This window comes from Kribbella sp. NBC_00482, from assembly GCF_036013725.1.
Taxonomy (GTDB): Bacteria; Actinomycetota; Actinomycetes; order Propionibacteriales; family Kribbellaceae; genus Kribbella.
The window spans coordinates 7,776,981-7,801,158 of sequence record NZ_CP107881.1; the positions used below are offsets into that span (position 1 = coordinate 7,776,981).

General features: G+C 69.1%; 24 protein-coding genes. 11 read left to right on the forward strand and 13 right to left on the reverse strand.

Going from position 1 to position 24,178, the window contains the following annotated elements:
• Nucleotides 1-76: 76 nt before the first annotated feature.
• From OHB24_RS37515 to OHB24_RS37540, 6 genes are all read left to right on the forward strand, one after another.
• Nucleotides 77-1,219, forward strand: a complete 1,143-nt coding sequence (locus OHB24_RS37515; protein ID WP_327635678.1) for a sensor histidine kinase — start codon at nt 77-79, stop codon at nt 1,217-1,219.
• Nucleotides 1,216-1,863 (forward strand): response regulator transcription factor, encoded by a 648-nt coding sequence (locus OHB24_RS37520; RefSeq protein WP_327635679.1) that lies wholly within the window; start codon nt 1,216-1,218, stop codon nt 1,861-1,863. The genes OHB24_RS37515 and OHB24_RS37520 overlap by 4 nt, the downstream gene beginning before the upstream one ends.
• 10 nt (nt 1,864-1,873) lie before the next feature.
• Complete coding sequence (locus OHB24_RS37525; RefSeq protein WP_327635680.1) at nt 1,874-2,539, forward strand: response regulator transcription factor; 666 nt, start codon at nt 1,874-1,876, stop codon at nt 2,537-2,539.
• Between the two features lie 33 nt (nt 2,540-2,572).
• On the forward strand, nt 2,573-2,998 hold the full coding sequence (locus OHB24_RS37530; RefSeq protein WP_327635681.1) for a hypothetical protein: 426 nt from the start codon (nt 2,573-2,575) through the stop codon (nt 2,996-2,998).
• A 76-nt stretch (nt 2,999-3,074) separates the two neighbouring features.
• On the forward strand, nt 3,075-3,974 hold the full coding sequence (locus OHB24_RS37535) for an ABC transporter ATP-binding protein (RefSeq protein WP_327635682.1): 900 nt from the start codon (nt 3,075-3,077) through the stop codon (nt 3,972-3,974).
• Nucleotides 3,964-4,809, forward strand: a complete 846-nt coding sequence (locus OHB24_RS37540) for an ABC transporter permease subunit (RefSeq protein WP_327635683.1) — start codon at nt 3,964-3,966, stop codon at nt 4,807-4,809. Before OHB24_RS37535 ends, OHB24_RS37540 begins: the two co-directional genes overlap by 11 nt.
• Here the strand turns inward: OHB24_RS37540 and OHB24_RS37545 are convergent.
• From OHB24_RS37545 to OHB24_RS37560, 4 genes are read right to left on the reverse strand one after another with little or no spacing between them, the layout of a single operon-like run.
• Nucleotides 4,802-6,070 carry a glycoside hydrolase family 125 protein gene (locus OHB24_RS37545; RefSeq protein ID WP_327635684.1) on the reverse strand — a complete coding sequence of 423 codons (1,269 nt, stop codon included), beginning with the start codon at nt 6,068-6,070 and terminating at the stop codon, nt 4,802-4,804. The two genes, OHB24_RS37540 and OHB24_RS37545, sit on opposite strands and share 8 nt — an antisense overlap.
• Nucleotides 6,071-6,078: 8 nt before the next feature.
• On the reverse strand, nt 6,079-7,308 hold the full coding sequence (locus OHB24_RS37550; RefSeq protein ID WP_327635685.1) for an ROK family transcriptional regulator: 1,230 nt from the start codon (nt 7,306-7,308) through the stop codon (nt 6,079-6,081).
• A complete protein-coding gene (locus OHB24_RS37555; RefSeq protein ID WP_327635686.1) occupies nt 7,301-8,848 on the reverse strand; it encodes a hypothetical protein in 1,548 nt (515 codons plus the stop codon). Before OHB24_RS37555 ends, OHB24_RS37550 begins: the two co-directional genes overlap by 8 nt.
• A 33-nt stretch (nt 8,849-8,881) precedes the next feature.
• Nucleotides 8,882-10,087 carry a cysteine desulfurase-like protein gene (locus OHB24_RS37560; RefSeq protein ID WP_327635687.1) on the reverse strand — a complete coding sequence of 402 codons (1,206 nt, stop codon included), beginning with the start codon at nt 10,085-10,087 and terminating at the stop codon, nt 8,882-8,884.
• Between the two features lie 100 nt (nt 10,088-10,187).
• On the opposite strand from OHB24_RS37560, the gene OHB24_RS37565 reads away from it, so the two are divergent.
• The gene (locus OHB24_RS37565) at nt 10,188-11,153 is read left to right on the forward strand and encodes a DMT family transporter (RefSeq protein ID WP_327635688.1); all 966 of its coding nucleotides are present in this window, start codon (nt 10,188-10,190) and stop codon (nt 11,151-11,153) included.
• Here the strand turns inward: OHB24_RS37565 and OHB24_RS37570 are convergent.
• The 4 genes from OHB24_RS37570 to def are packed head-to-tail and all read right to left on the reverse strand — an operon-like array spanning nt 11,150 to nt 15,035.
• Nucleotides 11,150-12,142, reverse strand: a complete 993-nt coding sequence (locus OHB24_RS37570) for a DMT family transporter (protein WP_327635689.1) — start codon at nt 12,140-12,142, stop codon at nt 11,150-11,152. The two genes, OHB24_RS37565 and OHB24_RS37570, sit on opposite strands and share 4 nt — an antisense overlap.
• 48 nt (nt 12,143-12,190) lie before the next feature.
• Nucleotides 12,191-13,561 carry an RsmB/NOP family class I SAM-dependent RNA methyltransferase gene (locus OHB24_RS37575; RefSeq protein WP_327635690.1) on the reverse strand — a complete coding sequence of 457 codons (1,371 nt, stop codon included), beginning with the start codon at nt 13,559-13,561 and terminating at the stop codon, nt 12,191-12,193.
• Nucleotides 13,558-14,490, reverse strand: a complete 933-nt coding sequence (gene fmt / locus OHB24_RS37580) for a methionyl-tRNA formyltransferase (protein ID WP_327635691.1) — start codon at nt 14,488-14,490, stop codon at nt 13,558-13,560. Before fmt ends, OHB24_RS37575 begins: the two co-directional genes overlap by 4 nt.
• A complete protein-coding gene (def, locus tag OHB24_RS37585; protein WP_327635692.1) occupies nt 14,487-15,035 on the reverse strand; it encodes a peptide deformylase in 549 nt (182 codons plus the stop codon). Before def ends, fmt begins: the two co-directional genes overlap by 4 nt.
• 376 nt (nt 15,036-15,411) lie before the next feature.
• On the opposite strand from def, the gene OHB24_RS37590 reads away from it, so the two are divergent.
• Together OHB24_RS37590 and OHB24_RS37595 are read left to right on the forward strand one after the other, a co-directional pair.
• Nucleotides 15,412-16,491, forward strand: a complete 1,080-nt coding sequence (locus OHB24_RS37590; RefSeq protein ID WP_327635693.1) for a C39 family peptidase — start codon at nt 15,412-15,414, stop codon at nt 16,489-16,491.
• On the forward strand, nt 16,491-17,630 hold the full coding sequence (locus tag OHB24_RS37595) for a hypothetical protein (RefSeq protein WP_327641147.1): 1,140 nt from the start codon (nt 16,491-16,493) through the stop codon (nt 17,628-17,630). The genes OHB24_RS37590 and OHB24_RS37595 overlap by 1 nt, the downstream gene beginning before the upstream one ends.
• A 1-nt stretch (nt 17,631) precedes the next feature.
• On the opposite strand, the gene OHB24_RS37600 is transcribed toward OHB24_RS37595, so the two are convergent.
• Nucleotides 17,632-18,804: an epoxide hydrolase family protein gene (locus OHB24_RS37600; protein ID WP_327635694.1), complete on the reverse strand. Its 1,173-nt coding sequence runs from the start codon at nt 18,802-18,804 to the stop codon at nt 17,632-17,634.
• 91 nt (nt 18,805-18,895) lie between these two features.
• On the opposite strand from OHB24_RS37600, the gene OHB24_RS37605 reads away from it, so the two are divergent.
• A complete protein-coding gene (locus OHB24_RS37605; RefSeq protein ID WP_327635695.1) occupies nt 18,896-19,465 on the forward strand; it encodes a CGNR zinc finger domain-containing protein in 570 nt (189 codons plus the stop codon).
• On the opposite strand, the gene OHB24_RS37610 is transcribed toward OHB24_RS37605, so the two are convergent.
• The 3 genes from OHB24_RS37610 to OHB24_RS37620 are packed head-to-tail and all read right to left on the reverse strand — an operon-like array spanning nt 19,462 to nt 21,606.
• The gene (locus OHB24_RS37610; RefSeq protein WP_327635696.1) at nt 19,462-20,004 is read right to left on the reverse strand and encodes a DUF1707 SHOCT-like domain-containing protein; all 543 of its coding nucleotides are present in this window, start codon (nt 20,002-20,004) and stop codon (nt 19,462-19,464) included. The two genes, OHB24_RS37605 and OHB24_RS37610, sit on opposite strands and share 4 nt — an antisense overlap.
• Nucleotides 20,005-20,008: 4 nt before the next feature.
• Entirely contained in the window at nt 20,009-20,629 is a 621-nt protein-coding gene (locus OHB24_RS37615; RefSeq protein ID WP_327635697.1) for an HAD family hydrolase, read from the reverse strand.
• Complete coding sequence (locus OHB24_RS37620) at nt 20,626-21,606, reverse strand: Lrp/AsnC family transcriptional regulator (RefSeq protein WP_327635698.1); 981 nt, start codon at nt 21,604-21,606, stop codon at nt 20,626-20,628. The genes OHB24_RS37615 and OHB24_RS37620 overlap by 4 nt, the downstream gene beginning before the upstream one ends.
• Before the next feature lie 97 nt (nt 21,607-21,703).
• Here OHB24_RS37620 and OHB24_RS37625 point away from each other — a divergent pair, with 97 nt between their 5' ends.
• Nucleotides 21,704-23,023 carry an MFS transporter gene (locus OHB24_RS37625; protein WP_327635699.1) on the forward strand — a complete coding sequence of 440 codons (1,320 nt, stop codon included), beginning with the start codon at nt 21,704-21,706 and terminating at the stop codon, nt 23,021-23,023.
• Here the strand turns inward: OHB24_RS37625 and OHB24_RS37630 are convergent.
• Nucleotides 22,956-24,167 carry an MDR family MFS transporter gene (locus OHB24_RS37630; protein ID WP_327635700.1) on the reverse strand — a complete coding sequence of 404 codons (1,212 nt, stop codon included), beginning with the start codon at nt 24,165-24,167 and terminating at the stop codon, nt 22,956-22,958. The genes OHB24_RS37625 and OHB24_RS37630 overlap by 68 nt on opposite strands.
• Nucleotides 24,168-24,178: the final 11 nt, after the last annotated feature.

The following is a 24,178-nucleotide window of genomic DNA, read 5'->3' on the forward strand; positions in this document are numbered from 1 at the left end:
CATCGGCCGGGAAGCTGGGGTGGGTTCGACTTTGGTCGGTGGTGGGAATCGGCCGCGGCCGCCTAGTCTCGGCGGCATGGAGGAGTTGTGCGTACCGCGGAAGCCGTCGAAATGGGCGGACTTCGCCGCGACCGGCGCGATCGGGGTGTTGGTCGCGGCGACGATCATCGGGCGGCTGTCGGACCCGGAGCACCGGAAGTTCCTGCTGCTCGACATCGCGGTCGGCCTCGTCGCCGTCGCGCTGATCCCGGTGCTCAACCGCCGGCCGGTGCCCGGGGCGATCGCGCTAGCGGTGCTCGCCGCCCTCTCCCCCGCCGCGACCCCGCCGTCCACCGTCGGCACGCTGTCCGTCGCGTTGCGCCGGCCGTTGCGTACGACGATCCTGGTCGCCCTCGCCGGTACGGTCGGCCATCTGATTCAGGGCCTGTGGCAACCGATCCACGGCCTGCCGTTCCTGTGGTTCGCCGTACTGGATGTCGTCGTGCACGCCGCGCTGGTCGGTTGGGGTCAGGGCACTCAGGCGCGACAGCAGCTGCTGTTGTCGCTCCGGGAGCGTGCCCGTCGCGCTGAGGCGGAGCAGGGGCGCCGGGTCGCCGAGGCGCGGTCCAACGAGCGCACCAAGATGGCGCGCGAGATGCACGACGTACTCGCACATCGGTTGTCGCTGCTCGCGACGTACGCCGGTGCGCTCGAGTATCGCCCGGACTCGTCGCCGGAAAAGCTCGCCAAGGCGGCCGGTGTGATCCGTACCGGCGTACACCAGGCGCTCGACGAGCTCCGCGAGGTGATCCACGTCCTGCGCGACGAGGATGTCTACGAGGGGCGGCCGCAGCCGACGTTCGGGGACCTGCGAGCGCTGGTGGACGAGTCGCGGGAGGCCGGTACGACGATCGCGTACGACGACCAGGTGGCGGACCCGACGTCGTTGCCACCGGCAACCGGCAGGACGGCGTACCGGGTCGTGCAGGAAGGGCTGACGAACGCTCGCAAGCACGCCGCGGGGCATCCGGTGACCGTGCTGGTGGCCGGCCGGGCGGGCGACAGGCTGCGGATCGAGCTGACGAACCCGGCGTCGAACGGTACGCCGTTGGCGCCGGGCAGCGGGACCGGGCTGGTCGGGCTGACCGAGCGCGTGCAGCTCGCGGGCGGCACGCTGGACCACGGGCGGGTGCCCGGTGGCGGGTTCCGGCTGGAGGCCTCGCTACCGTGGCCCTCATGAACATCCGGGTCTTGGTCGTGGACGACGACGCGTTGGTCAGGGCAAGCCTGGAGATGATGCTCGACGGCGCCAACGGGATCTCCGTGGTCGGGCAGGCCGCCGACGGGGACGAGGTGCCGGCCGCGGTCGACGCCCACTTCCCGGACATCGTGCTGATGGATCTGCGGATGCCGCGGGTGGACGGCATCGTCGCGACGCGACGCGTGCGGGCGCGGACGAATCCGCCCGAGGTCGTGGTGCTCACCACGTTCGACACCGACGAGAACGTCCTGCACGCACTCCGCGCCGGGGCGAGCGGGTTCCTGCTCAAGGACACGCCGCCGGCCCAGATCGTCGACGCCGTACGGCGGGTCGCGGCCGGTGACCCGATCCTGTCGCCGGCGATCACGCGCCGGTTGATGGACCGCGCCGCCACCCAGGCCGACGCGCACACGATCGCGCAGGCGAAGCTGCAGCGGTTGTCGCCGCGGGAGTACGACGTGATGCTCGCGGTCGCGCAAGGTAAGGCGAACGCGCAGATCGGCACGGAGCTGTTCATGAGCCTGGCGACGGTCAAGGCGCACATCTCGCACATCCTCACCAAGCTCGAACTCGGAAACCGCACCCAGATCGCACTGCTCGCCCACGACGCTGGGCTGGCATAAGCTCCAGCGCATGATTCGGGTGTTGCTGGCGGATGACCAGGCGTTGGTGCGGGCCGGGTTCCGGTCGTTGCTGAACGCCGAGGACGACATCACGGTGGTCGGCGAGGTGCCGGACGGCGCGGAGGCCGTCGCGGTGGCGCGGCGGGAGAAGCCGGACGTCGTGCTGATGGACATCCGGATGCCCGGGACGGACGGGCTGGAGGCGACGCGGCAGATCGGCGCGGATCCCGAGCTGGCCGACGTCCACGTGGTGATCCTGACGACGTTCGACCTGGACGAGTACGTGTTCGAGGCGCTGCGGGTCGGGGCCAGCGGGTTCCTCGTGAAGGACACCGAGCCTGTCGAGCTGCTGCAGGCCGTGCGGGTGGTGGCGCGCGGGGACGCGCTGCTGTCGCCTGGCGTGACACGGCGGCTGGTCGCGGAGTTCGCGTCGCGGTCGCGGCAGCCGCATGCGAGCAAGGAACTCGACGTACTCACGGAACGCGAGAAGGAGATCGTCGCGCTGGTCGGCGAAGGCCTGTCGAACGACGAGATCGCCGAGCGCCTCGTGTTGAGCCCGGCCACCGCGAAAACCCACGTGAGCCGCGCAATGATCAAGCTAGGCGTCCGCGACCGCGCCCAACTCGTCGTACTCGCCTACCAAACCGGCCTCGTCCGCCCCGGCTGGCTGGGTTGACCTTCGAGTCGGTCGAACCCAGAGGGTGCTCGCATGATGCACCTCGAGGAGATCACGGCGGCGGTCGAGCTCGGTCGCGCCGGAGACCGTGAAGCCGCGCGCACTCAACTCACCGCACTCTGGGAGGCGTCCGACGACCGGCAGACGCGGTGTGCGATCGCGCACTACCTCGCCGACGTACAAGACGAGACCGAGGACGAGTTGTCCTGGGACCTGCGCGCGCTGGAGAACGTGGACGACGACGGTTGGCTTCCCTCACTCCACCTGAACCTCGCCGACGACTACCGCCGGCTCGCGCGGACGCAGCTGGCAGAAGAGCACTTGAGTGTCGCGCGGGCGCACCTGTCTGGTCTGCCCGAGGGAGCTTACGGCGACATGATTCGGGGTGGCGTCGAGAACGTCGCGGAGGCTCTGGCGGCGGGGAGTGTGCGTCGGCTGGAGACCAATCCCAGCACCTGAGTACTCCGTCGGGGGTAGGTGGGGTCACTCCCCCGAGGCGACGCGGTGGGAGGCCTGTGGGCGGCACTCTCGATGTATGGATGCGCTAGTTGAAGTCAGTGGGCTGACGAAGAGGTATGGCGGCACCTTGGCGGTTGATGGTGTCGATCTGACGGTGTTGCCGGGTGAGGTGTACGGGTTTCTGGGGCCGAACGGGGCGGGAAAGACCACCACCCTCCGGATCCTCACCGGGCTGATCGCGCCGACGAGCGGCAACGTGCGGGTGCTGGGCGGGCGGCCGGGCGATGCCGGAGTACTGGGACGAACCGGGTCGATGATCGAGTCGCCGGCGTTCTACCCGTACCTGTCCGGGCTCGACAACCTGCGGTTGCTGGCCGAGTACGCCGGGGTGTCGCGGCAGCGGATCGACGAGGTACTGGAGCTCGTCGACCTCACCGATCGCGCGAAGGACCGGTTCTCGACGTACTCCCTGGGGATGAAGCAGCGCCTCGGTGTCGCGGCCGCGCTCCTCAAGGACCCGGAGCTGGTGATCCTCGACGAGCCGACCAACGGCCTCGACCCGGCCGGGATGCGCGACATGCGCCGCCTGATCCGCGAGCTCGGCACCGAAGGCCGGACCGTAGTGCTGTCCAGCCACCTGCTCGGCGAGGTGCAGCAGATCTGCGACCGGGTCGGCATCATCAACGCCGGCCGGATGGTTGCCGAGCACAACGTCGACGAGCTGCGCGGCGAGCAGGAACTCGTCGTCCGCGCCACGCCTCGCGAGGACGCGCAGCGGCTCCTGACCCGCTTCGGCAGCGTTCACCAGTACGACGACACGCTGCGGGTGCAGGTGGATCCCGCGAAGGCCGCCGAGGTGAACCGCACGCTCGTCGAGGCCGGCATCGACGTGTCCGAGTTGCACACCGCCGAACGCGCGCTCGAAGACATCTTCTTCGAGCTGACGACTGCGAAGGAGACGACCGATGTTGGGTAGCTACCGCGCGGAGATGCTCAAGCTCCGCAAGCGATCCGCGGTCTGGGTGCTGTTCGGCGCCGGCCTGGTGCTGAGCCTGATCTTCGGCTACCTGCTGCCGTACCTGGGCTATGCGACCGGCGACGAGAACCCGCAGACCGACGGCGTACCGCGCGCCGAGATCCTCCGCGGCATGCTCCCGGAGCGGGTCGTCGACAACACGATCGGCGGGTACCCGATCTTCGCCGGTGCGCTCGCGCTCGTGCTGGGCGCGATCGTGATCGGCGGCGAGTACACCTGGGGAACGCTCAAGACCATCCTCACCCAGCGACCAAGGAGGCTGACGATCCTCGGCGCCCAGTTCCTGGCGCTGGGCACGATGATCGCGCTCTGGGTACTCGGGATCTTCGCCGCCTGCGCGCTCTGCAGTGTCGGCATCGCCGCGGCCGAGGACGGCTCGATGAGCTGGCCGGGTGCCGGCGATCTCCTGCAAGGACTCGCGGGCGGCTGGCTGGTCCTGATGATGTGGTGCCTGGCCGGCGCCGTGCTGGCCATTGCCTTCCGCAACGTTGCGCTGCCGATCGGCCTCGGCGTGGTGTGGATCCTTGGCATCGAGACGCTGCTGGCCGGCGTGGTGAGCAGCCTGCTGCCGAGCCTGGACTGGCTCGCCAACGCCCTGCCCGGCAGCAACGCCGGCTCACTCGTCTTCAGCGTCACCGGAATGGCAGCCGGCGACGCCCCACCAGGCGTACGTGACGCAGTCGGCGGCGGCCGCGCCCTACTGACCCTGCTCGCCTACTGCGCGGTCTTCGCCGCACTGGCAGCCTGGACCACCCGCCGCCGCGACGTCACCTGATGCCGGCGTGGACCAGGGCCAGCTCGCAGAACATCGCGTTCGCCCAGGAGAACCATTCGCGGGTGAACTTGCGGGGGTCGTCGACATCGAAGCCCTCGTGCATCTGGCCGGTTCCGCCGGTGGTGTCGCGGAGGAGCTCCAGCAGCTGCTGGCGTTCCTCCGCCGAGGTGCTCGAAATCCCCTGCACAGCAAGGGCGATGTGCCAGATGTAGCGCGGCGGGGTATGCGGGCTGCCGATGCCGGAGGCCGCGGTTCCGCTGTAGTAGTACGGGTTCTCCGGGCTGAGCAGCAGGGCCCGCGTCGCGAGGTACGTCGGGTCGTCCGGGGCGGCGTACCCGGTGAGCGGGATCGACAGCAGGCTCGGCATGTTGGCGTCGTCCATCAGCAGCGTCTCGCCCAGACCGTCCACCTCGTAGGCGTAGACGCGACCGTGCTCCGGATGCTCCACCGTGCCGAACGTAGCGATGCCCTCGTCGATCTCGGCCTTCAACGCCTTCGCGCGATCGGCCAGCGGCTCGTCCCGCAGTACCTCGGTCGCGATCTCCTGCAGGTACCCGAGGACCACCGACGCGAACATGTTGCCGGGCACGTTGAAGCCCAGCTCCGTCGCGTCGTCACTCGGCCGGAACGCGCTCCACGACATCCCGGTCGGCCGCGTCAGCCGCCCACGTCCCTCGCGGACGAGCGTGTCCGACGGGCGGTCGTCGTGACGCTGGAAGCGGTACGGCGAACGCGCCTCATGGTCCTGCTCCACGGTCCACAGCTCGACGATCGCCTCCGCCGCGGCACGGAACCGGTTGTCGATCACGTCGGCGCGACCGGTGATCCGCCACAGCCGGTACGCCAGGTCGAGCGGGAAGCACAGCGAGTCGATCTCGTACTTGCGCTCCCACACCCACGGCGACATCTCGGTCTCGTCGGACGTGTGCCCGGCGCCGTTCGCCTCCTTGTTGAAGGCGTTCGCGTACGGGTCCAGTACGACGTACTCGAGCTGCCGGTGCAGGACACCGATCAGAACGTCCTGCAGGCCCGGGTCGTCCTTGCAGAGCAGCAGGTACGGGCGGAGCTGCGCGGCCGAGTCACGCAGCCACATCGCCGGGATGTCGCCGGTGAGGACGAACGTCGTACCGTCCGGCATCCGCTCGGCGACGGCCGGCAGGTTGGCGGCCATCGAGCGCTGGAACATCTCCGCGATCACGTCGTCACCGGTGGCCTCCCGGACGGCCACGGCGGCGCGGGCGAGGACCTCGGGGTCGATCATCAAAACATCTACCTTTCAGCGGCAAGTGCGGGGGCAAGTGAGGGGTTGGGCGAGAAGGTCCGGTCGAGGACCAGGCTCGCGGCGCCGATCGCGCCGACGTCCGTGCCGAGCGCCGTACCCGTGACGTCGAACGGGTGCACCGCCGCCAGCAGGAAGCGTCCTTCCAGCGCGGTGCGCACGCGGTCGTGCAGAACCGGGGCGAGCTGCTCCCAGTGCGGACCACCGAAGACCACGCGCTCCAGGTCGAGCAGGTTCGCGATGTCCTCGACCACCTTGGCGATTCGCTCCGCGAGCGTGGTGACGATCTGTTGCGCGGCGCCGGAACCGTCCACGGCCAGCGCACACAACTGGGCGAAGGCCGCGTCCACCGCGTGCCGATCGTCCAGGTCGATGCCTTCGGCAAGTACGCCGGCCTGGACCGCCTGCTCCACCAGGTACTTGGGCTGGCTGGCCTCACCGACGCATCCGCGCCGCCCGCAGTAGCAGAGCGGCCCGTCGGGATCGACGATCACGTGACCGATCTCGCCGACGTTGCTCGACGAACCGCGGACCACCTCGTCACCGATCACCAGCCCGGCGCCGACACCGGTGCCGAGGTAGAAGAAGACGAAACTGCCGCCTTGACCGGCCCACTTCTCCGCGGACGCGGCCGCGGTGACGTCCTTGTCCAGGACGATCGGCAGACCGGTCCGCTCGCTCAACGCGTCGCGGAGCGGGACGAGGTGCCAGGTCGAGAGGTTCGGCGGGTCGACGACCACGCCGCGCTCGACGTCGATCGGCCCGGGCGCGGCGATCCCGACCCCGGTGACGCGGTCGCGCGGTGCACCGGACTCGGCGATCACTTCCTCGATCGTCTTCGCGATGCCGTCGATGAGTACGCCGGGATCGTCGGCGTACTGGTCGACCGGGCGTCGCGCGACCACCTCACCGGTGAGATCGAGCAGTACGACGGTGACGACGGACGGATCGAGATGGACCCCGACGGCGTACTGGCCGGTGGGTTCGAGCTCGAGCAGCGTCCGTGGTTTGCCGAGGCCGGCGCCGCGCAACCGCCCGGCCTCGCGGACCAGGCCGGCGTCGAGTAGGCGGCGCACGATGTTGGAGATCGCCTGACCGGACAGGCCTGTCGCCTCGGCCAGTTCGACGCGGCTCAGCTGCTCGCTGCGGCGGATCGCGTCCAGCACCACGGCGTCGTTGAATCCCCCGACGCGATCGAGGTTCGTCCCCCGTCTAACCAATTGGATCCGCACCCCACGGTTGCGACCAGTCGTAACGAATGGTGTCGTCGCCCGCCCGCCACACGTTCGGCGTGGTGTTGACGAGCCAGTCGGTCGGCTCGATCCCTGAATCGCTCACCGCACCGCCGTTGAGCGCCAACCGTATACCGTCACGCAGCGCACGGTCCGTCCGCTCCGTCCGGGCCGCCGGATCGATCGACAGGAACAACGCCGTACCGGAGCGCGCGACGAGATCGAGGAACCGTTCGTTCAGCTCCCACGGCGTCTGCGGCGTACAGGGGACGCAGTCCGCGTCGACCGTGAAGAACCGGTTGTGCTGCGGGAGCCGGAACGCGAGCGTGTTGACGCCCATCTTCCGGGTCCGCTCCCAGTCCCGGCCGGACGTGTCGTCGCCGGTCCGCTGGACGTCGACGAGCCCGGCAGCGAGGTGGCCGACGGTGTTGCAGCCGATCAGTACGACGCCCTCCGCGGCCGCCCGAATCTCCCGGTAGAACGCGAGGACGATCTCGGCCGTCGTCCGGGACGGGTCATGGAACTGCCAGCCGTCACGCGTCAACCGGGAACCCATCGCCGGGCCGAAGGCGCCGAACACGTCGTACGTGCTGAAGTCGTGCTTGACCAGCTCGAAACCCCAGTCCTTGAACCGCTGCAGGTCCGCGCGGACGCCGTCCAGGACCTCGGGGTACGACGGATCGAGCGCCCGGCCCGGCTTGTCGTGCGGGGCCTTCGACGTCAACGGGGTGGGCTCGCGGACCAGGAGCGGGCGGAACCACAGGCCCGGTCGCGCACCGATCTCCTTGATCGCGGCCGCCGTACCGGCCAGGTCGTCGAAGACTCCCGGCGTACCGCGGTCCCAGGGGCCGCCGGAGGCTATGCCGCCCGGGTACCAGCCGTCGTCGACGACGCTGAACGGCTTCACCGGGTGACCGTCGGCGAGCTCGACGATCGTCGACGCGTCCTGCAGGACAGCCTTCTCGTCGAAGTTCTCGCCGTACGCGTAGTACCAGTTGTTAGCCCCGACCACCGGCGCGGGCTCAGGTCGCGCCGGTAGTCGGGTGCTCATGGAGGCGACCGCTGCGTTCAGGGTCTGCCAAGGTGTGCCCGCGTCTTCGAATCGTCGCACGACTGCTGCCGTCAGCGTACGACCGTCCAAAAGCGCCGGGCCGCCGCCGTTGCGCAGGTCGAGCCAGAGGGTGAATCCGTCACCGTCGACGGTCCACGCGCAGAACGCGTTCGGCTGTACGTCGACGCCCATCCCGAACGTGCCTGCTTCTGAGTGCGCGAGGAAGTACCAGGGCAGCAGGCGCTCGGGTTGCTGGTGCCGCCACTGCAGGTCGCCGTACGAACGCTCCCATGCGTCACCGAGGATCAGCGCGTCGCTCGGCAGCTTCTCCGGCCAGCGGAGCGCGACCCGGGAGATCCGCTCCGCGGTGACCTCGATGGCTCCGTCGTTCCAGCGGATCTCGGCCCCGGCGCGCGCCGGGGAGACCAACTCTCCCGAGGGGTCCACCTGGACGAAAACAGCGCTCGGCTCTCTCACTTGGCTCCCTCGGGGTTAATTTCCCCAGAGACTTTAGTTAGTGCTTCTCGGGCCGGTCAAGGCGGAGACCGCGGCCACGAGACGGTCCACGTCCGGCTGGTCCGTGTACGGCGCGAGACCGGCGCGGATCGCACCGGCCGGGCCGAGACCGAGGTGGCGGGCGGGCTCGTAGGCGTAGAAGGAACCGGCCGGGGCGTTCACGCCCGCCTTCGCGAGGTGCTCGGAGACCGCCGCCGGGGTGTGACCGTCGAGGGTGAAGAGCAGGGTCGGCGTGCGGTGTGCGGCATGGCCGTAGAGGGTGACGCCGGGGATCGCTTTCAGGCGGGCCTCGAGGTCGTCACGGAGCGCGTCCTCGTGCGCTTCGACGCTTTCGAGCGAGCTGATCAGTCGCTCCCGCCGGGTGCGGCCAGTGCCCGCGAGATCGGCGATGAAGTCGACGGCGGCGGTCGTGCCGGCCAGCAGCTCGTACGGCAGCGTCCCGAACTCGAAGCGCTCCGGTACGACGTCTGTCGACGGCAGCAGCTTGTCGGGCTTCAGCGTCTCGAGCAGCTCGGGCGCCGCGGTCAGCGCGCCGAGATGCGGTCCGAAGAACTTGTACGGCGAGCACGCGTAGAAGTCGGCGTACCGCGCGTCGATCGGCGCGTGTGCGGTGAGGTGGACGCCGTCGACGTAGATCAGCGCTCCGGCCTCGTGCACCTGGTCGGCGATCTTCTGGGTGGCGGGACGCGTGCCCAGGAGGTTGGACGCGGCGGTGACCGCGACCAGGCGGGTGCGGTCGGTGAGCAGCGGGGCGATGTCGTCCAGCTCGGAGGTCTCCGGGTCGAAGCCGAGCCACTTCACCGTGGCGCCTGCGGCCTCGGCGGCCTGGACCCACGGACGGACGTTCGCGTCGTGATCGAGGCGACTGACGATCACCTCGTCGCCCGCGGACCAGGTCTTGGCGAGGGTGCGGGAGAAGTCGTACGTGAGCTGCGTCATGCTGCGGCCGAACACGATCCCCTGAGCGGTGGTGCCGAGCAGATCGGCCATCGCCTGGCGGGCGCCGACAACGATCTCGTCGGCGCGGCGCTCGGCGGCGGTCAGTTGACCGCGGTTCGCGAGCGCCGACGTCATGGTCCGCGCCACCGCGTCGGCGACGACCTGCGGCGTCTGCGAACCACCGGGTCCGTCGAAGTGCGCGGCCCCCTCGTCGAGCGCGGGGAACTGCTTCCGGACGGCAACGACGTCAAAGGCACTCATGCGCGTCATCCTCTCTCGCTCCTGACAGCCGACGCCAGCGCCTGCCCGAATGCGGATATAAATGCGCAAACTGTCCGGGGAGTAGTGCAGGATGTCAGGAGTGAGCACGGTAACGACTCCTGACAGCACCTCCAGCCCCGCCCCGGTCCGGGCCTGGCTCCCCGTCATGCTGGCCCTCGCCGCGATCTGGGGCTGCAGCTTTCTGTTCATCTCGGTCGGCGTCCGCGAGTTGCCGCCGCTCTATCTCGCGCTCGGACGGGTGATCGCGGGGTCCGTCGTACTGCTCGCGATCCTCGCCCTGAAGCGCGAGCCGCTGCCGCGGGACCCGCGCCTGTGGGCGCACTCGTTCGTGGTCGGGGCGATCGGTTCGGCGATCCCGTGGACACTGTTCGGGTACGGCGAGGAGCGGATCCCGTCGCTGCTCGCCGGCATCTGGAACGGGATCACCCCGCTGGTCGTGCTGCCGATCGCGGTGCTGATCTTCCGGACCGAGAAGTTCTCCGCGCAGCGCGGGTTCGGGTTGCTGATCGGGTTCCTCGGGATGCTCGTCGTCCTCGGAGCCTGGCAGGTGCAGGCCGGCGCGAACCTCCTCGGCCAGGGACTGTGCATGCTGGCCGCGGTCTCGTACGGGCTCGCAATCCCTTACCAGAAACGATTCCTGGCCGGGACGACACTGTCCGGAACCGCACTGTCGACCAGCTTGTTGCTGTGCGCAACGGTCCAGCTGGCCGTCGTCGCTCCCCTGGTCACCGGGCATGCTCCGCCGGCGCCATGGTCGCTGTCAGCCAAGACGGTGCTGAGCGTTCTGGCCCTCGGCGCGCTCGGCAGCGGACTCGCCTTCGTGCTCAACATGCGCAACATCCGGCTGATCGGCGCGAGCCGCTCGTCGATGGTCACGTACCTGATGCCGATCTTCTCGATCATCGTCGGCGTACTCGTCCTGAACGAGCACATCGCCTGGTACCAGCCCGTCGGCGGCCTCATCGTCCTGCTCGGCGTAGCCGTCTCCCAGGGCCTCCTCGGGAACTTCCGCCGCAAGATCCCTGTGGAGGCACCCGCCACCTAGGCGTGGCGGAGGTTCGGTACGGCGGCGACAACGACTGCGACGAGGGCGAGCAGCGTTCCGGCGACGACCGGGGTGGTGATCGGCTTGTCGGCGACCGGTAGGAAGACGTCGATGAAGAGGCTCGCGATGAGTTGGCCTGCGATCGTGCCGAGGCCGAGCACGAAGACGCCGACCACTCGGACCACGGCGGCCGCGGCGCTGATGAAGATGACGCCGCACGCGCCGCCGAGGTACAGCCAGGGCTCGGTCGGCAGGTGCCGTGGCGTACCACGGAGCGCGAGATCGACGGCGAACACGATCAGCAGAGCGACGAATCCGACCAGGAAGTTCACCACTCCGGCCGCGACCGCGCCGTACGCGTCGGGGGACGCAGCCCGGGCCACCCGCCCGTTGATCGCCTGCTGCACCGCGGTGCCGACGCCGCCGAGCGCCGGCAGGAGCGCGAGCATCAGGCCGTCGGGGTGACTCAGTTGCTGCGACACGGCCAGGCCGACCGCGACCAACGCGATCAGGGCACCGACGATGCGTACGGCGGTGAGCGGCTGCGGACCGGCCGGGCCGAATCCGAGACGGTCGACGACCAGGCTGCTGATCGCCTGCCCGGCCACACCCGCCACCAGGAACACCGCGACACCGATCACGGAGACGGTGATCGACTGCGTAGCGACGAGAAACGCGCCCGCGAGTCCGCCGAGACATTGCCACCAGCGCAAGCCGCCGTACCCGCGCATCGGCCGCCGGATCGTGCGCCAGACCTTCACCAGCCCGCGCCGCACCGGAGGCACCACTGCGGTCGCGACCAGCAGGATCAGCAGGCCGGTGCCGAACGAGATCAGCGCCGCCGGGATCCCGTCGCCGAGGATGCCGCCGAGCTCGCCGTTCAGGCGCGACTGGACCGCTACCAGCATCCCGATCCCGAAGGCCGAGGTGAGACCGACGACGTGGTGCCGCCGAGTCGAGGGCGCGGGACGGGTGGCGGTCGTTGTCACCTCACCATCATGACCGTTCGATCGATAGCCCCTGACAGCAGGTCCGGATTATGACCGCCTTATCAGCGCCAGGTACATCGCGTCGGTGCCGTGCAGGTGCGGCCAGAGCTGGATATCCGGTCCGTCACCCAGATCCGGTACGTCGGGGAACAGCGGCCGTGCATCTTCGAGAGTCGCGTCGTCGCGGCGTCCCAGGACGGCGTCGACCACCGCGCGGGTCTCGTCGGGATGCGGCGAGCACGTCACGTACGCGACCACGCCACCGGGACGAACCGAGGTGATCGCCGAGTCGAGCAACGACTCCTGGAGCGGGCGGAGCTCCTCGACGTCTTGCGGCGTACGGCGCCAGCGGGCTTCCGGACGGCGGCGCAGCGCACCCAGACCACTGCACGGTACGTCGGCCAGCACGCGGTCGAACGAGCCCTCCGGCCAGGTCGGCTTCGTCCCGTCGCCGACGAGCACCTTGTGGTTGCCTGGGATCGCCCGCAGATTCTGGCGAACCAACTCCGCGCGGTGTTTCAGCGGCTCCACAGCAGTCAGCTGACCGTCCGGCAGGAGGGCTGCGAGCAGCGCGGACTTGCCGCCTGGTCCCGCACACAGGTCGAGCCAGTTCGCGTCGTCGCCGTCGACCTTCGCCGACGCCAGCGCGATCGCGACCAGCTGCGACCCTTCGTCCTGTACGCCGGCCCGCCCGGTCGCGACCGCTGCGATCCGACCCGGGTCGCCGCCGCCGTCGAGCACCGCGCCGTACGGCGACCAGCGCGCCGGGACCGCACCGGCATCAACCAACTCGTCCACGTCAGCCAGCCCCGGCCGAGCCACCAACGTCACCCTCGGTGGCTCGTTGTCCGCGACGAGCAGGTCCTCCAGACCTTCGTCGAGCACCCGGTCGAACGCGTCGATCACCCACCGGGGATGCGCTTCGGCGATCGCCAGGTAACCCAGGAGATCCTTGTCGGGCCGCGGCGCGGTCGTCGAGATCCACTGGTCCAGCGAGCGCTGACTGATCTTGCGGAGTACGGCGTTCACCAGGCCGGTGCGCTTCTGACCCAGCTCGGAGCGGGTCAGCGTGACCATCTCGTCCACCGCGGCGTACGAGTCCACCCGCATGTTGAGCAGCTGGTGGGCGCCGAGGCGCAGCACGTCGAGGAGTTCGGGGTCGAGGTCCGCGAGTGGACGCGTGACGCACCGCGCCAGGAAGGCGTCGTACGTGCCCTGCCAGCGCAGCGTGCCGTGCACCAGCTCGGTGCAGAACGCCGCATCACGACCGCCGAGTCGCGCGTCGCGGAGCGCCTTGTTGAGCGCGAGGTTCGCGTAGCCGCCCTCGGCGGTGACCTGCCGGATGACCTGGTACGCAACCCGCCGTACCGGATCCGAGCGCCGCTGCGGCGCCCGATTGCGTGCGTTCCGGTCGCTCACGCGTTCGGCCCCAGGCGGTCCTCGTCGGTCAGCCGGATGCCGCGTGCCCAGTCGGCCGCCGCCATCGGCTTCTTGCCCTGCGGCTGAACCGTCACGAGTTCGATCGCCTTGCTCCCGGTGCCGGTCTTCACGCTCGACTTGGTCGCCTGCAGCTCACCGGGCTTCAGTTCCTCGTCGGTCAACCGGACGGCGAGCACCTTCAGCCGCTCGCCACGGAACGTCGTCCACGCCCCGGGCGCCGGGTTGCACCCGCGCACCAGCCGATCGACTCGCTGCGCCGGCGCACTCAGATCCAGCTCGGCGTCCTCGACCGTGAGCTTCGGCGCCAGCGTGATCCCGTCGGCCGGTTGCTCGCGGGCCTCCAGGACGCCGGCCTCGATCCCGTCGAGCGTGTCGACGAGCAGCTTCGACCCGGACACCGCGAGCCGGTGCAGCAGGTCGCCGGACGTGTCCTCGGGACCGATCGGTTCGGTGAGTACGCCGTACACGGGGCCGGCATCGAGCGCCTTCACGATCCGGAACGTACTCGCCCCGGCCACGTCGTCGCCCGCGATGATCGAGTGCTGCACCGGCGCGGCCCCGCGCCACGCGGGCAGCACCGAGAAGTGCAGGTTGATCCAGCCGTGCTGCGGGATGTCGAGCGCCGCCTGCGGCAGCAGCCCGCCGTACGCGACGACCGGGCAGCAGTCCGGCGCGATCTCCCGCAGCCGGGCCAGGAACTCGGGATCGCTCGGCTTGACCGGCTTCAGGATCTCGATCCCGCCGAGCTCCTCGGCGTACTGCGCGACCGGCGACGCCACGAGCTTGCGGCCGCGGCCGGCAGGCGCGTCCGGGCGGGTGACGACCCCGACCAGTTCGTGGCGACTGGCAACGATCGCCTGGAGCGCGATGACAGCAGGTTCCGGCGTACCGGCGAAGACGACTCTCACAAACCAAATCCGTTCGTCGGGTGCGGCGAGACCTTGAGTTGCGGCGGGCCGCTCAGGCCGGACCAGTCGGACTCGCGGATCGCCTTCATCGCCTGCTTGCGGGTCTCGCGGTCGAGCCGGTCGACGAACAGGACACCGTCCAGGTGGTCGGTCTCGTGCTGGATGCAGCGGGCGAGCAGGTCCGAACCCTCGATCACCACCGGGTCGCCGTACATGTTGAAACCCTTGGCGATCACCGACTGGGCGCGGCGGCAGTCAAAGGTCAGGCCGGGGATCGACAGGCAGCCCTCCGGGCCGAACTGCTCCTCGAGCGACAGCGTCAGCTCCGGGTTGATCAGGTGCCCGAGCTCGCCCTCGACGTGGTACGTGAACACGCGCAGGCCGACACCGATCTGCGGCGCGGCCAAGCCCGATCCGGGCGCGTCCTGCATGGTGTCGGTGAGGTCCGCGACCAGGCGGCGCAGCTCGGCGTCGAAGTCGACGACCGGGTCGGCCTTGGTGATCAGTACGGGGTCGCCGAACAGGCGGATGGGTTGGACCGACACAGACTCTCCACAGCACTCCACGGACCTGGACCGGGCAAGTCTACGGGGCCCATCAGGCGGATTCCCGACGGGAGGCCCCTCCCGTTTGTTGCCACAAGCACGTACTGTGGTCCCAGGCGTACCCTCAGTCACTGCCGTCACACGCCGCTCGGGAGACCCAATGCTCACAGCAGCACGGGGGGCAACTCTGATCGTCCTGGGTGCACTGCTCGCCCAGGCACCCCTCACCGCCCAGGCCTACGAACCCCGCGAACCTGCAGCACCACTACCTACTGCGACGCCCTCTACTGCGACGCCGCCGACCCTTCCTCCTGCGACGCCCACCCCCACCTCGTCACCCACGTCTGAGGGTGTCGCGAGGTCGTGGAGTGAGGTGGTGCAGCAGGTCACCGAGACGTCGCCTGGTGATGTGCCGCTCAGGTCGGCGGACACGTCCGCGCAGGCTGCCTCGATGCTCCGGTGCTTCAAGCTCGAGACCGAGAACTACTGCCTCGGCCTCGGCTTCGTCAGTCAGGTACCGACCGGCGCCCAGCGGCACGCCCTGATGGCCGACCCGAGCCTCCGCACCGCCGACGAGACCGGGCAGGTCAGCGCCGAGCAGGACATCGCCACCGGTGATCTGACGCCGGCCGGGTTCGTGTCCGAGCGCGCCGCGATGCCGAAGAGCCAGCGCGTCACCGCGGAACTCGACGAGATGCAAGCCGCCTGGAACGGCCGCGAGAAGGCCCGCGAACTCCGCGAACTCGCCGAATCCGAAACCCCACCACCCAACCCCGAGCCCACTCCGGAATCCACGCCGACCTCGACTCCGGTGCCGACAGTTGAGCCGACTCCGGTGCCGACCAGGACAGTTCCTACTGTGGGTACGTCCACGCCGGTGCCGTCGACTCCAGTCGCGCCGATTGCGGCGCCTGCTTCGGCGTACATCATGAAGGGGTTCCAGACCTCGCAGGAGAAGGGGTACTGGTGTGGTCCGGCGACGTTCCAGTCGATCGATTGGGCCGACGACAACCAGAAGGACACCCAGGCGTCCTGGGCGAAGGACCTCGGTTCGACCACATCCGGTACCGCGATCTCCGCGATGGTGAAGCAGACGAACGTGAAGACCGCCTGGCCCAAGTCCGCCGGCACGTACATCGTGCAGAACGTCTCGAACTGGAACGCGCAGACCTTCTTCACCGTCCACCAGAAGCACCTCGGCGTGTACAAGGCCCCCGTGATCGAGCACGTGCAACTGCTGAAGCGGTACTTCCCGTACCTCGCCTTCAACCACAGCGGGCACTACCAGGTCGGCCGCGGCTACGACAAGGCGAAGGGCACGATCGCGATCTTCGAGGTGTTCAACGAGCGCCGCTTCAACAGCCGCGGCAACGTCACCGACGGCCCGAAGAACATCCCCGCCAGCGCCCTGTTCAACGCCACGCTCGCCAACTCGTTCCAGAACATCGGACTGTGATGCGTCGTACGGTTGCCGTTAGCACCCTTCTGCTCCTGACCGTGGCGGGCTGCTCCTCCAACCCACCGGAGAGCAGCCCGTCACCGAGCCGCACGCCATCACCGAGCAGCACCCCGACACCAACCCCCACAACGCCAGGGCGACCGTCGGACACAGGTACGGCGCTGCCCGCGTGGGCGAACGTCCTGCGGCAACCGGTCGACGGGCAGCACCTCGTCACCCAGCAACGCAAGTACGTCGTGACGCGCGGCAGCGACGAAGCCGGTACGACGACCATCGCGGACCGCGCCAGCAAGAAGGTCGTCGTACGGCACGTACCAGCGAGCGGCTTCATCGCCCAGTCCCCCGTCGTCATCGACGACCACTGGGCGCTGGTCGAGGACATCCGCTCCGACGGCCCCGACCCGCAGATCAAGATCCTCCGCTACGACCTCACGACGGGCAAGGCCACGCCTCCGACCGCACTGCCGCCCGTCTCCGAGCCGGAGATCGGCGCGTACGACGGCACGTTCGCCTACAGCTCCACCGACGCGAGGAACCGCTCCTGCCTGATCGTCGCCGACCTCGCGACGCTCAAGTCCCGCACGGTCACCTGCGTCGCGGCCCCCGGCTACGTGGCCGATCCCGTGGTGTCCGCGGACACGGTGACGTTCAGCGAGATCATCGCGCCGGAGACCGCCCGCCGCTGCAAGCGGATCCTCACCGCTCCTCTGTCCGGAGGCGCCTCCCAGCCGGTGCCCGCAGCAACCAACTGCATCCAGTGGAGCGGCGCGACCCTGCGCGGCGCGACGGTCTGGTCAGAGGTCGGCGCCTCGGACCCGGACCAGTACCAGAGCAAAGCGTACGTCCGGGAGTCCGGCGACTCCCCCGCCCGCCCACTCGGCGCCGTCGTCACCGACACGATTCTTGCCTGCGGCAACTGGATCCTGTGGGAGACGAGGACGGTCGGCTCCGGCGGCGAGGAGACCTACCAGATCAATCGCTGGCGCTCCGGTCTCTCCACCCCACAACGGCTGTACGCCGCCAAACCCGGAGTGGCTCTGACTCCGATGACGTGTCAGGACAACACGGTGTTCGTCGAAGCGGCGTACCTCGCGAGCACCCCGACGTACACCGAAACCATCTCAGCCGCGCTCTAGTTCACCGAGTAGTGGCGAGCACTGCCGCGAGGCCTTCTTGCAGATCCTTGACGAAATACTCGGGGACCTCGAGCGCCGGGAAATGTCCGCCGATGTCGGGCGTCGTCCAGCGGACGATCTGCCGGTACCGCTCCTGTGCCCAGGGGCGCGGGCATTTCTCGACGTCGCGGGGATACATGGTGAGTGCTGACGGGACGTCGACCCGGAGTTCGGGATCCAGCGAGTTGTGGCTTTCGTAGTAGATGCGGGCCGCCGATGCGCCTGTTCGCGTCAGCCAATACAGGGTGACGTCGTCAAGAATCCGGTCTCTGGAGATCCTCTCGAACGGGCTGTCCTCGGTGTCCGACCACTCCGCGAACTTGTCGAGGATCCAGGCAAGCAGCCCGATCGGTGAGTCGACGAGCGAGTAGCCGATGGTCTGCGGCCGGGTCGCCTGCTGCTTCGCGTACGCCGCGCGCCGGCGCCAGAAATCGTGGGTGTCCTCGGTCCATTCGCGCTCGATCGCCGTCAGACCGTCCGTCGTCATCCCGGGCGGCGCCTCCGCGAACGTCGTGTGGATACCGAGAACGTGCGCCGGGAACCTGCCGCCGAGAACCGTGGTGATATTGCCGCCCCAGTCACCGCCGTGGGCCAGGAACTTGCTGTAGCCGAGCCGTCCCATCAGCTCCACCCAGGCGGCCGCGATCTTCTCGGTGCCCCACCCGGTGGTGGCCGGCTTGTCGCTGTAACCAAAGCCCGGCAGCGACGGAACCACGACGTGGAACGCCGGCGCGTCAGCGTCACTCGGATCTGCCAGCTCGTCCACTACGTCGATGAAACGAGCAATGCTGTCCGGCCAGCCGTGCGTCATGATCAGCGGAGTGGCATCGGCGCGCGCGGAGCGGCGGTGCAGGAAGTGGATTCCCAGATCGTCGATGGTCGTGCGGAACTGACCGATCCGGTCGAGGCGCTGTTCGAACGACCGCCAGTCGTACCCGGTGCGCCAGTAGTTCACGACCTCGACGAGGTCGTCGAGCGGAACGCCCTGTTCCCATCGGCGAGGGCCGGGCGGAGCGCCGTGGACCGTCTCGGCCTCCGGTAGTCGCGCCGAGGCCAACCGCGCGCGCAGATCGTCGAGGTCGGCGTCAGTCGCGTGGGCTTCGAATGTTTGTACGTCGCTGGTGTGCAGGGGCATGAGACCTCCCTGGCCATCGTCGTGGAACCGGCTAAGACGGTTCCAGCCTGCCATGCCATCAGGCCGGCGCGCAACCGGCTAAGGTGGTTCCATGCGTGATGGGTTCCCCGACTTTCGCCTCGGTGCCGTGCTGGCGACCAGCTTCACGGGGACTCTGTCGGAGCGTCACGGCAACTCGGTGGAGCGCATTCCGACGCCGCAACGGCTCGTCGATTGGCTGACGGTGAGCGGCCTCGCCGTGGAGTCCTGCACACCTGCCCAACTCGACCTCGCCCGGGAACTGAGGGAGTCGATTCACGCCGCCGCGACAGCGGCCGCGATCCAGGACGCTCTCCCTGCGGCTGCTGTGCAAGTCATCAATGACTGCAGTGCTCAGGGTCGGGCCGCAGCCGTCCTGACACCCGGGGGTCAGCGGCGATGGCAACTCGGCTCGGCTTCCAGCGTGGAGGACGCTCTCGGCGTGATCGCCGCCGACGCGATCAGCATCATCGCCGGCGAGCGCGACGGACGATTGGCTTTGTGTGCGTCGCCGACCTGCCAGGCCGCGTTCTTCGACACCAGCCAAAGCCGCAGCCGCAAATGGTGTGACATGAACACCTGCGGGAATCGTCAGAAGAAGGCGCGCTTCATCGCCAAATCAGCGCAACAACCAGCGCTCTAGCGGCGAGCGTGCCGGATCTTCAGGCGGCCGAAGCCCATCACACCGGTGATCCGGACCCGCGGGCCGTCGCCGGTGGACTCACGCGGCGGCTTGTACCGGGTGTCTTTCCACTCGGTGCGGACCGCGTCGAAGTCGACGACCGCGTCGCGCGGCAGCGTGATCTTGACGCCGCCGTGCATCACGTTCAGGTCGATGTCGACGTCACCGTGCTCGAACTGCGCCTGCGACAGATCCAGCCGCACCCGCCCGTGCATCGACTCGACCTTGAGGTACCGCGGCACCCGCCAGACACCCCGCCGTACGATCCGGCCGGCGGACGCGCCGATCGTCGCCGAGCGGCCCGGCTGCTCGGCCGGGAGCGCGGCAACGGCGACCTCGAGATCCTGCCGGGTCCTGGCGGCCAGCACCTGGTGCAACTGCTGCTCCAGCTCGTCGTGGGAGAGGTACCCGCCGGTGTACGCCGACTGCACGCGCTCCACTGCAGCGTTGCGGTCCACGTCCCCGATCGCGGGCGAGCGATCCTCTGGCACCGAAGTCACCGGATCACTGTAGTGGCAGGCCGCGCTCACGCAGCTGGGTCCGCAGGTCCGCGGCGCCGGTGAAGACCTCGGCATCGAGCCCGACCGCGCGCGCACCGTCGACGTTGTACGCCATGTCGTCGGTGTAGAACGTCCGCGCCGGGTCGAGGCCGAAGCGCTCGATCAGGATGCGGTAGATCTTCTCGTCCGGCTTCGCCGTCTGCTCGACCCCGGACACGATCTCTCCGTCGAAACGGGTGAGGATCGGGAACGCGTCCTTGGCGACCTCCCACTTCTCGCCGGAGAAGTTCGTCAACGCGTACGTCGGTACGCCGAGCGCCTGGAGCTCGGTGACCAACGCGGCGGTGTCCTCGAACACGCCCTTGACCATCTTCAGCCAGCCGGTGTCGTACGCCTCGATCCACTCGGCGTGCTCCGGGTGCAGGCTGGTCAACTCGGCGACCGCCTCCGCCCACGAACGCCCCTCGTCCTGCTTGTGGTTCCAGGCCGGCGTGGCCACGTTGGTCAGAAAGTGCGTCCGCTGCTCCTCGTCCGGGATCAGGTCGGCGTACAGGTACGTCGGACTCCAGTCCAGCAGCACCCCGCCGATGTCGAACACCACTACGTCGATCGTCCGCTCACTCATACCGGCAACCCTACGAGACCCGGTGCGAACGGTGCCGCGGCCTTCACGGTCCGCAGGACCGGGACGGTCTCGATCGCGGTGATGTGCTCGATCGCGCCGACGCGTTCGATCAGGTAGGTGTGCAGGGCGTTCGGGCTTGCACAGATCGCTTGCGCGACGAGGTTGGTCCGGCCGGTCGTCGCGGCGACGAACCCCAGCTCGTCGTGCTCGGCCAGCGCGCGACCGACGGCATCGAGGTGAGCGGGCGGCACGGACAGCCACAGCATCGCGCTGGTGGTGAAGCCGAGTGCGCCCGGGTCGACGTCGACATCGAAGTAGATCGCACCGCTCTGCTGCAGCTCCTCCATCCGCCGCGCGACGGTCGCAGCCGACCACCCCGTCCGTACGGCGAGGTCCGCATGCGTAGCCCGCCCATCCGCAGCAAGCCCAGCCAGCAACTTCCCGTCACCAGCATTCAGCCCTCGCACCGCTCCACGATCCGGTAATCCTGAGAAACCTCGGAGAGCGTTCTCTTGGGTTGCGGTGAGGCTCTTGGCGCGGCCGCGCCAGGCTGTTGGGCCGCCGACGTACAGGTGCAGCAGGTAGTGCGCGGAGACCGAGGTAATGCCGGCGGTTCGCGGGATGTCGTGCAGGAGTAGCGCGTTCCCGTCGGACTGGGTCGTGTGCACGATCGACACGATCTCGGTGCCGCCGGACGCCAGCTTGATCCAACTCGTGTCGGAACGCCGGGAGAGCGCTCCCGCAAGATCTTGCGCCGCGTGCGGGGCCGCAGTCAGACGGAGCAGCCACTGTGATCGCCCATCCATCTCCGGATCCGGCAGGCCGATCACCCGCAGCCCGGCCTCGGCCCGCAGCCGGTTGAACCGCCGCGCGACCGTCTGCGTGGAGACGCCGAGCACCTCCCCGATCCGGCTGTACGGCGCCCTGCCGTCGAGCTGCAACGCATGCACCAAGGCCCGGTCGGTCGCATCCACCATGGTGACGATCATCGCCCCATCGGCGCTCGGATGGAAGATTCCCTCAGATTCTGTCCGCTGAGTGGAAGATCACCCGCCCCTCGCCGATGGTGACGCTATGACGAACAAACGATGGATCGGCCTGATCGCACTCCTGGTCGCCGAGGCCATGAACCTGCTCGACGCGACGATCGTCCAGGTCGCGGCGCCGGTGATCCACACGGAACTCGGCGGCCGGACCGCGGACATCCCCTGGTTCAGCGCGGCGTACACGCTGCCGTTCGCGGCCCTGCTGATCACCGGCGGCCGGCTCGGCGACCGCTTCGGCCGGCAGCGGATGTTCCGCGTCGGCGTGACGGTCTTCGTGCTGACCTCGGCGGCCTGCGCACTCGCGACGGCGCCCGGCGAGCTGATCGGGTTCCGTGCGGTCCAAGGTGCCGCGGCAGCCCTGGTGATCCCGCAGACCATCGGCCTGATCAGGTCGAGCTTCACGGGGAGCGCTCTCTCGAAGGCGCTCGGCGCGATCGGTCCGGTAATGGGCCTGGCCGGCATCTCGGGTCCGCTGCTGGGCGGGTTCATCACCGAGGCGAGCTCGTGGCGAGTCGTCTTCCTGGTGAACGTCCCCCTCGGCATCGGCGTACTCGCCCTGTCGCACCTGCTGCCCGAGTCCGCATCTCCACAACCGCCACGCATCGACATCCTCGGAACGCTGTTGCTCACCGGCGGTACAGCGCTCGTCGTCTACCCGATCCTGCAATCACGCGACTGGTACCTGCTGGCGGCCGGAGTCGTGCTGCTCGGACTGTGCTTGCTGCGAAAGGACGGCCGACTGATCGAGGTGAGCCTGTTCGCACACCGCGGGTTCGCACCGGCGCTCGTCACGTCGACGTTGTTCTTCGCGGTGATGAGTGGCCTGACGCTGGTCGTCGTACTGCATCAGCAGCTGACCCTGCACCACAGCGTGATGCGCTCGAGCCTCGCGTTGCTGCCATGGTCCGCGGCCACCGGCATCGCCTCACTCGTCGCCGGCCAGTGGCTCGTCTCGCGGCTCGGATCCCGCTTGATGTACGTCGGACTCGGCGTACTGCTCCTCGGCCTCGCGATCGCGCCGTACGCGCTCCTGCCCGCACTCGCTGCCGGTGGAGTCGGCGTCGGACTGTTCACGACCGCGTTCTTCACGGAGGCATTGCATCGGGTAGCTCCCCACGAAACGGGCTCAGCTGCTGGGCTGCTCAACGCGGTCCAGCAGTTCGGCGGAACGCTGGGCGTCGCGGTGTTCGGCACGATCTTCCTGCGGCACCCGGCGACGATCGATCGCGCGGTGTGGGTGGCGGTCGCGGTCATCGCGGTGACGGTCGCGACCGCTCACCTCATGCGTTCGCCGCGTTCGACTCGGCGCGGGCGTGCAACGCCGGAGCCAGTGCGTACTGGCCGATGAAGATCGCGACACCGAGAACGGCGCAGCCGAGCCAGGTCGCGGTCGGCCCGAGGTGCTCGAGGGCGTTGGTGCCGGCCAGCGGCCCGATCACCGTGCCGACGCCGAACGCCATACCGGACAGACCCATGTAGCGACCGCGCAGGTCGATCGGCGCGAGGTCGGCGAACACCGCGCCGATGACCGCGGCGAACCCGATCTCTCCGAGCGTCCACACCACGACCGACATCCCGTATCCCCACCAGGTGTGCACGAACGCTCCCAGACCGAACCCGAGCCCGACCACCAGCATCGACGAGGCAAGCAGTTTCGGCCGGTCGAGCTTGGCCATCCACCGGCCGAGGAACGGCTGGGCGAGCACGATCACCACGCCGTTGAGCGCGATCACGAGCCCGTACGTCCGGGAGGACAGACCGTCCCCCGCCATCGCCAGCGGCAGGGTCGAATAGCCCTGCATGTAGATGGTCGCGTAGCCGATCTGGATCAGGACCATCAGCAGGAACACCGTGTCACGCGCGACCACCGGCAGCAGCGATCGGCCGACCGAGTTCTCTTCGGGCGCCGGGCGGCTCTCCGGCACCATCATCCAGATGACCAGACCGGCGATCACCGACGTGGCGGCGTTCACCCAGAACAGCAGGCCGTAGCCGAAGGACGCGAGTACACCGGCGCTGACTGTCGAGACGGAGAAGCCGAGGTTGATCGCCCAGAACAGGAGGCCGTACGCGCGGACCCGCTCGGTCGGCTGCAGCAGATCCGCGACCGTTGCCTGAACGGCCGGGCGGAACAGGTCGCCCAGCAGGCCGACGAGGAAGGCAGCCACCCAGATCAGCGCCATCGACCGTGCGGACCCGAGCAGGATCAGCGCGGCGCCGGTGCCGAAGAAGCAGATCAGCATCGTCACACGGCGTCCGGCCCGGTCGGACAGCCAGCCGCCGACGAGTTGCGCGCAGACAGTTCCGGCGCCGACGGCGGCCGCGACAGCTCCCGCCGTACCCGCGGAGAGGTGCCGGTCGTGGGTCAGGTACAGGACGAGGAACGGTTGCACGAAGCTGCCGAGCCGGTTGACCAGCTGGCACACCCACAACGCCCAGAAGGCCCGCGGCAGTGCGGTGGGCGTGGGCTTGCCGACGGCGATTGCGCTCATGGGTCAACTGT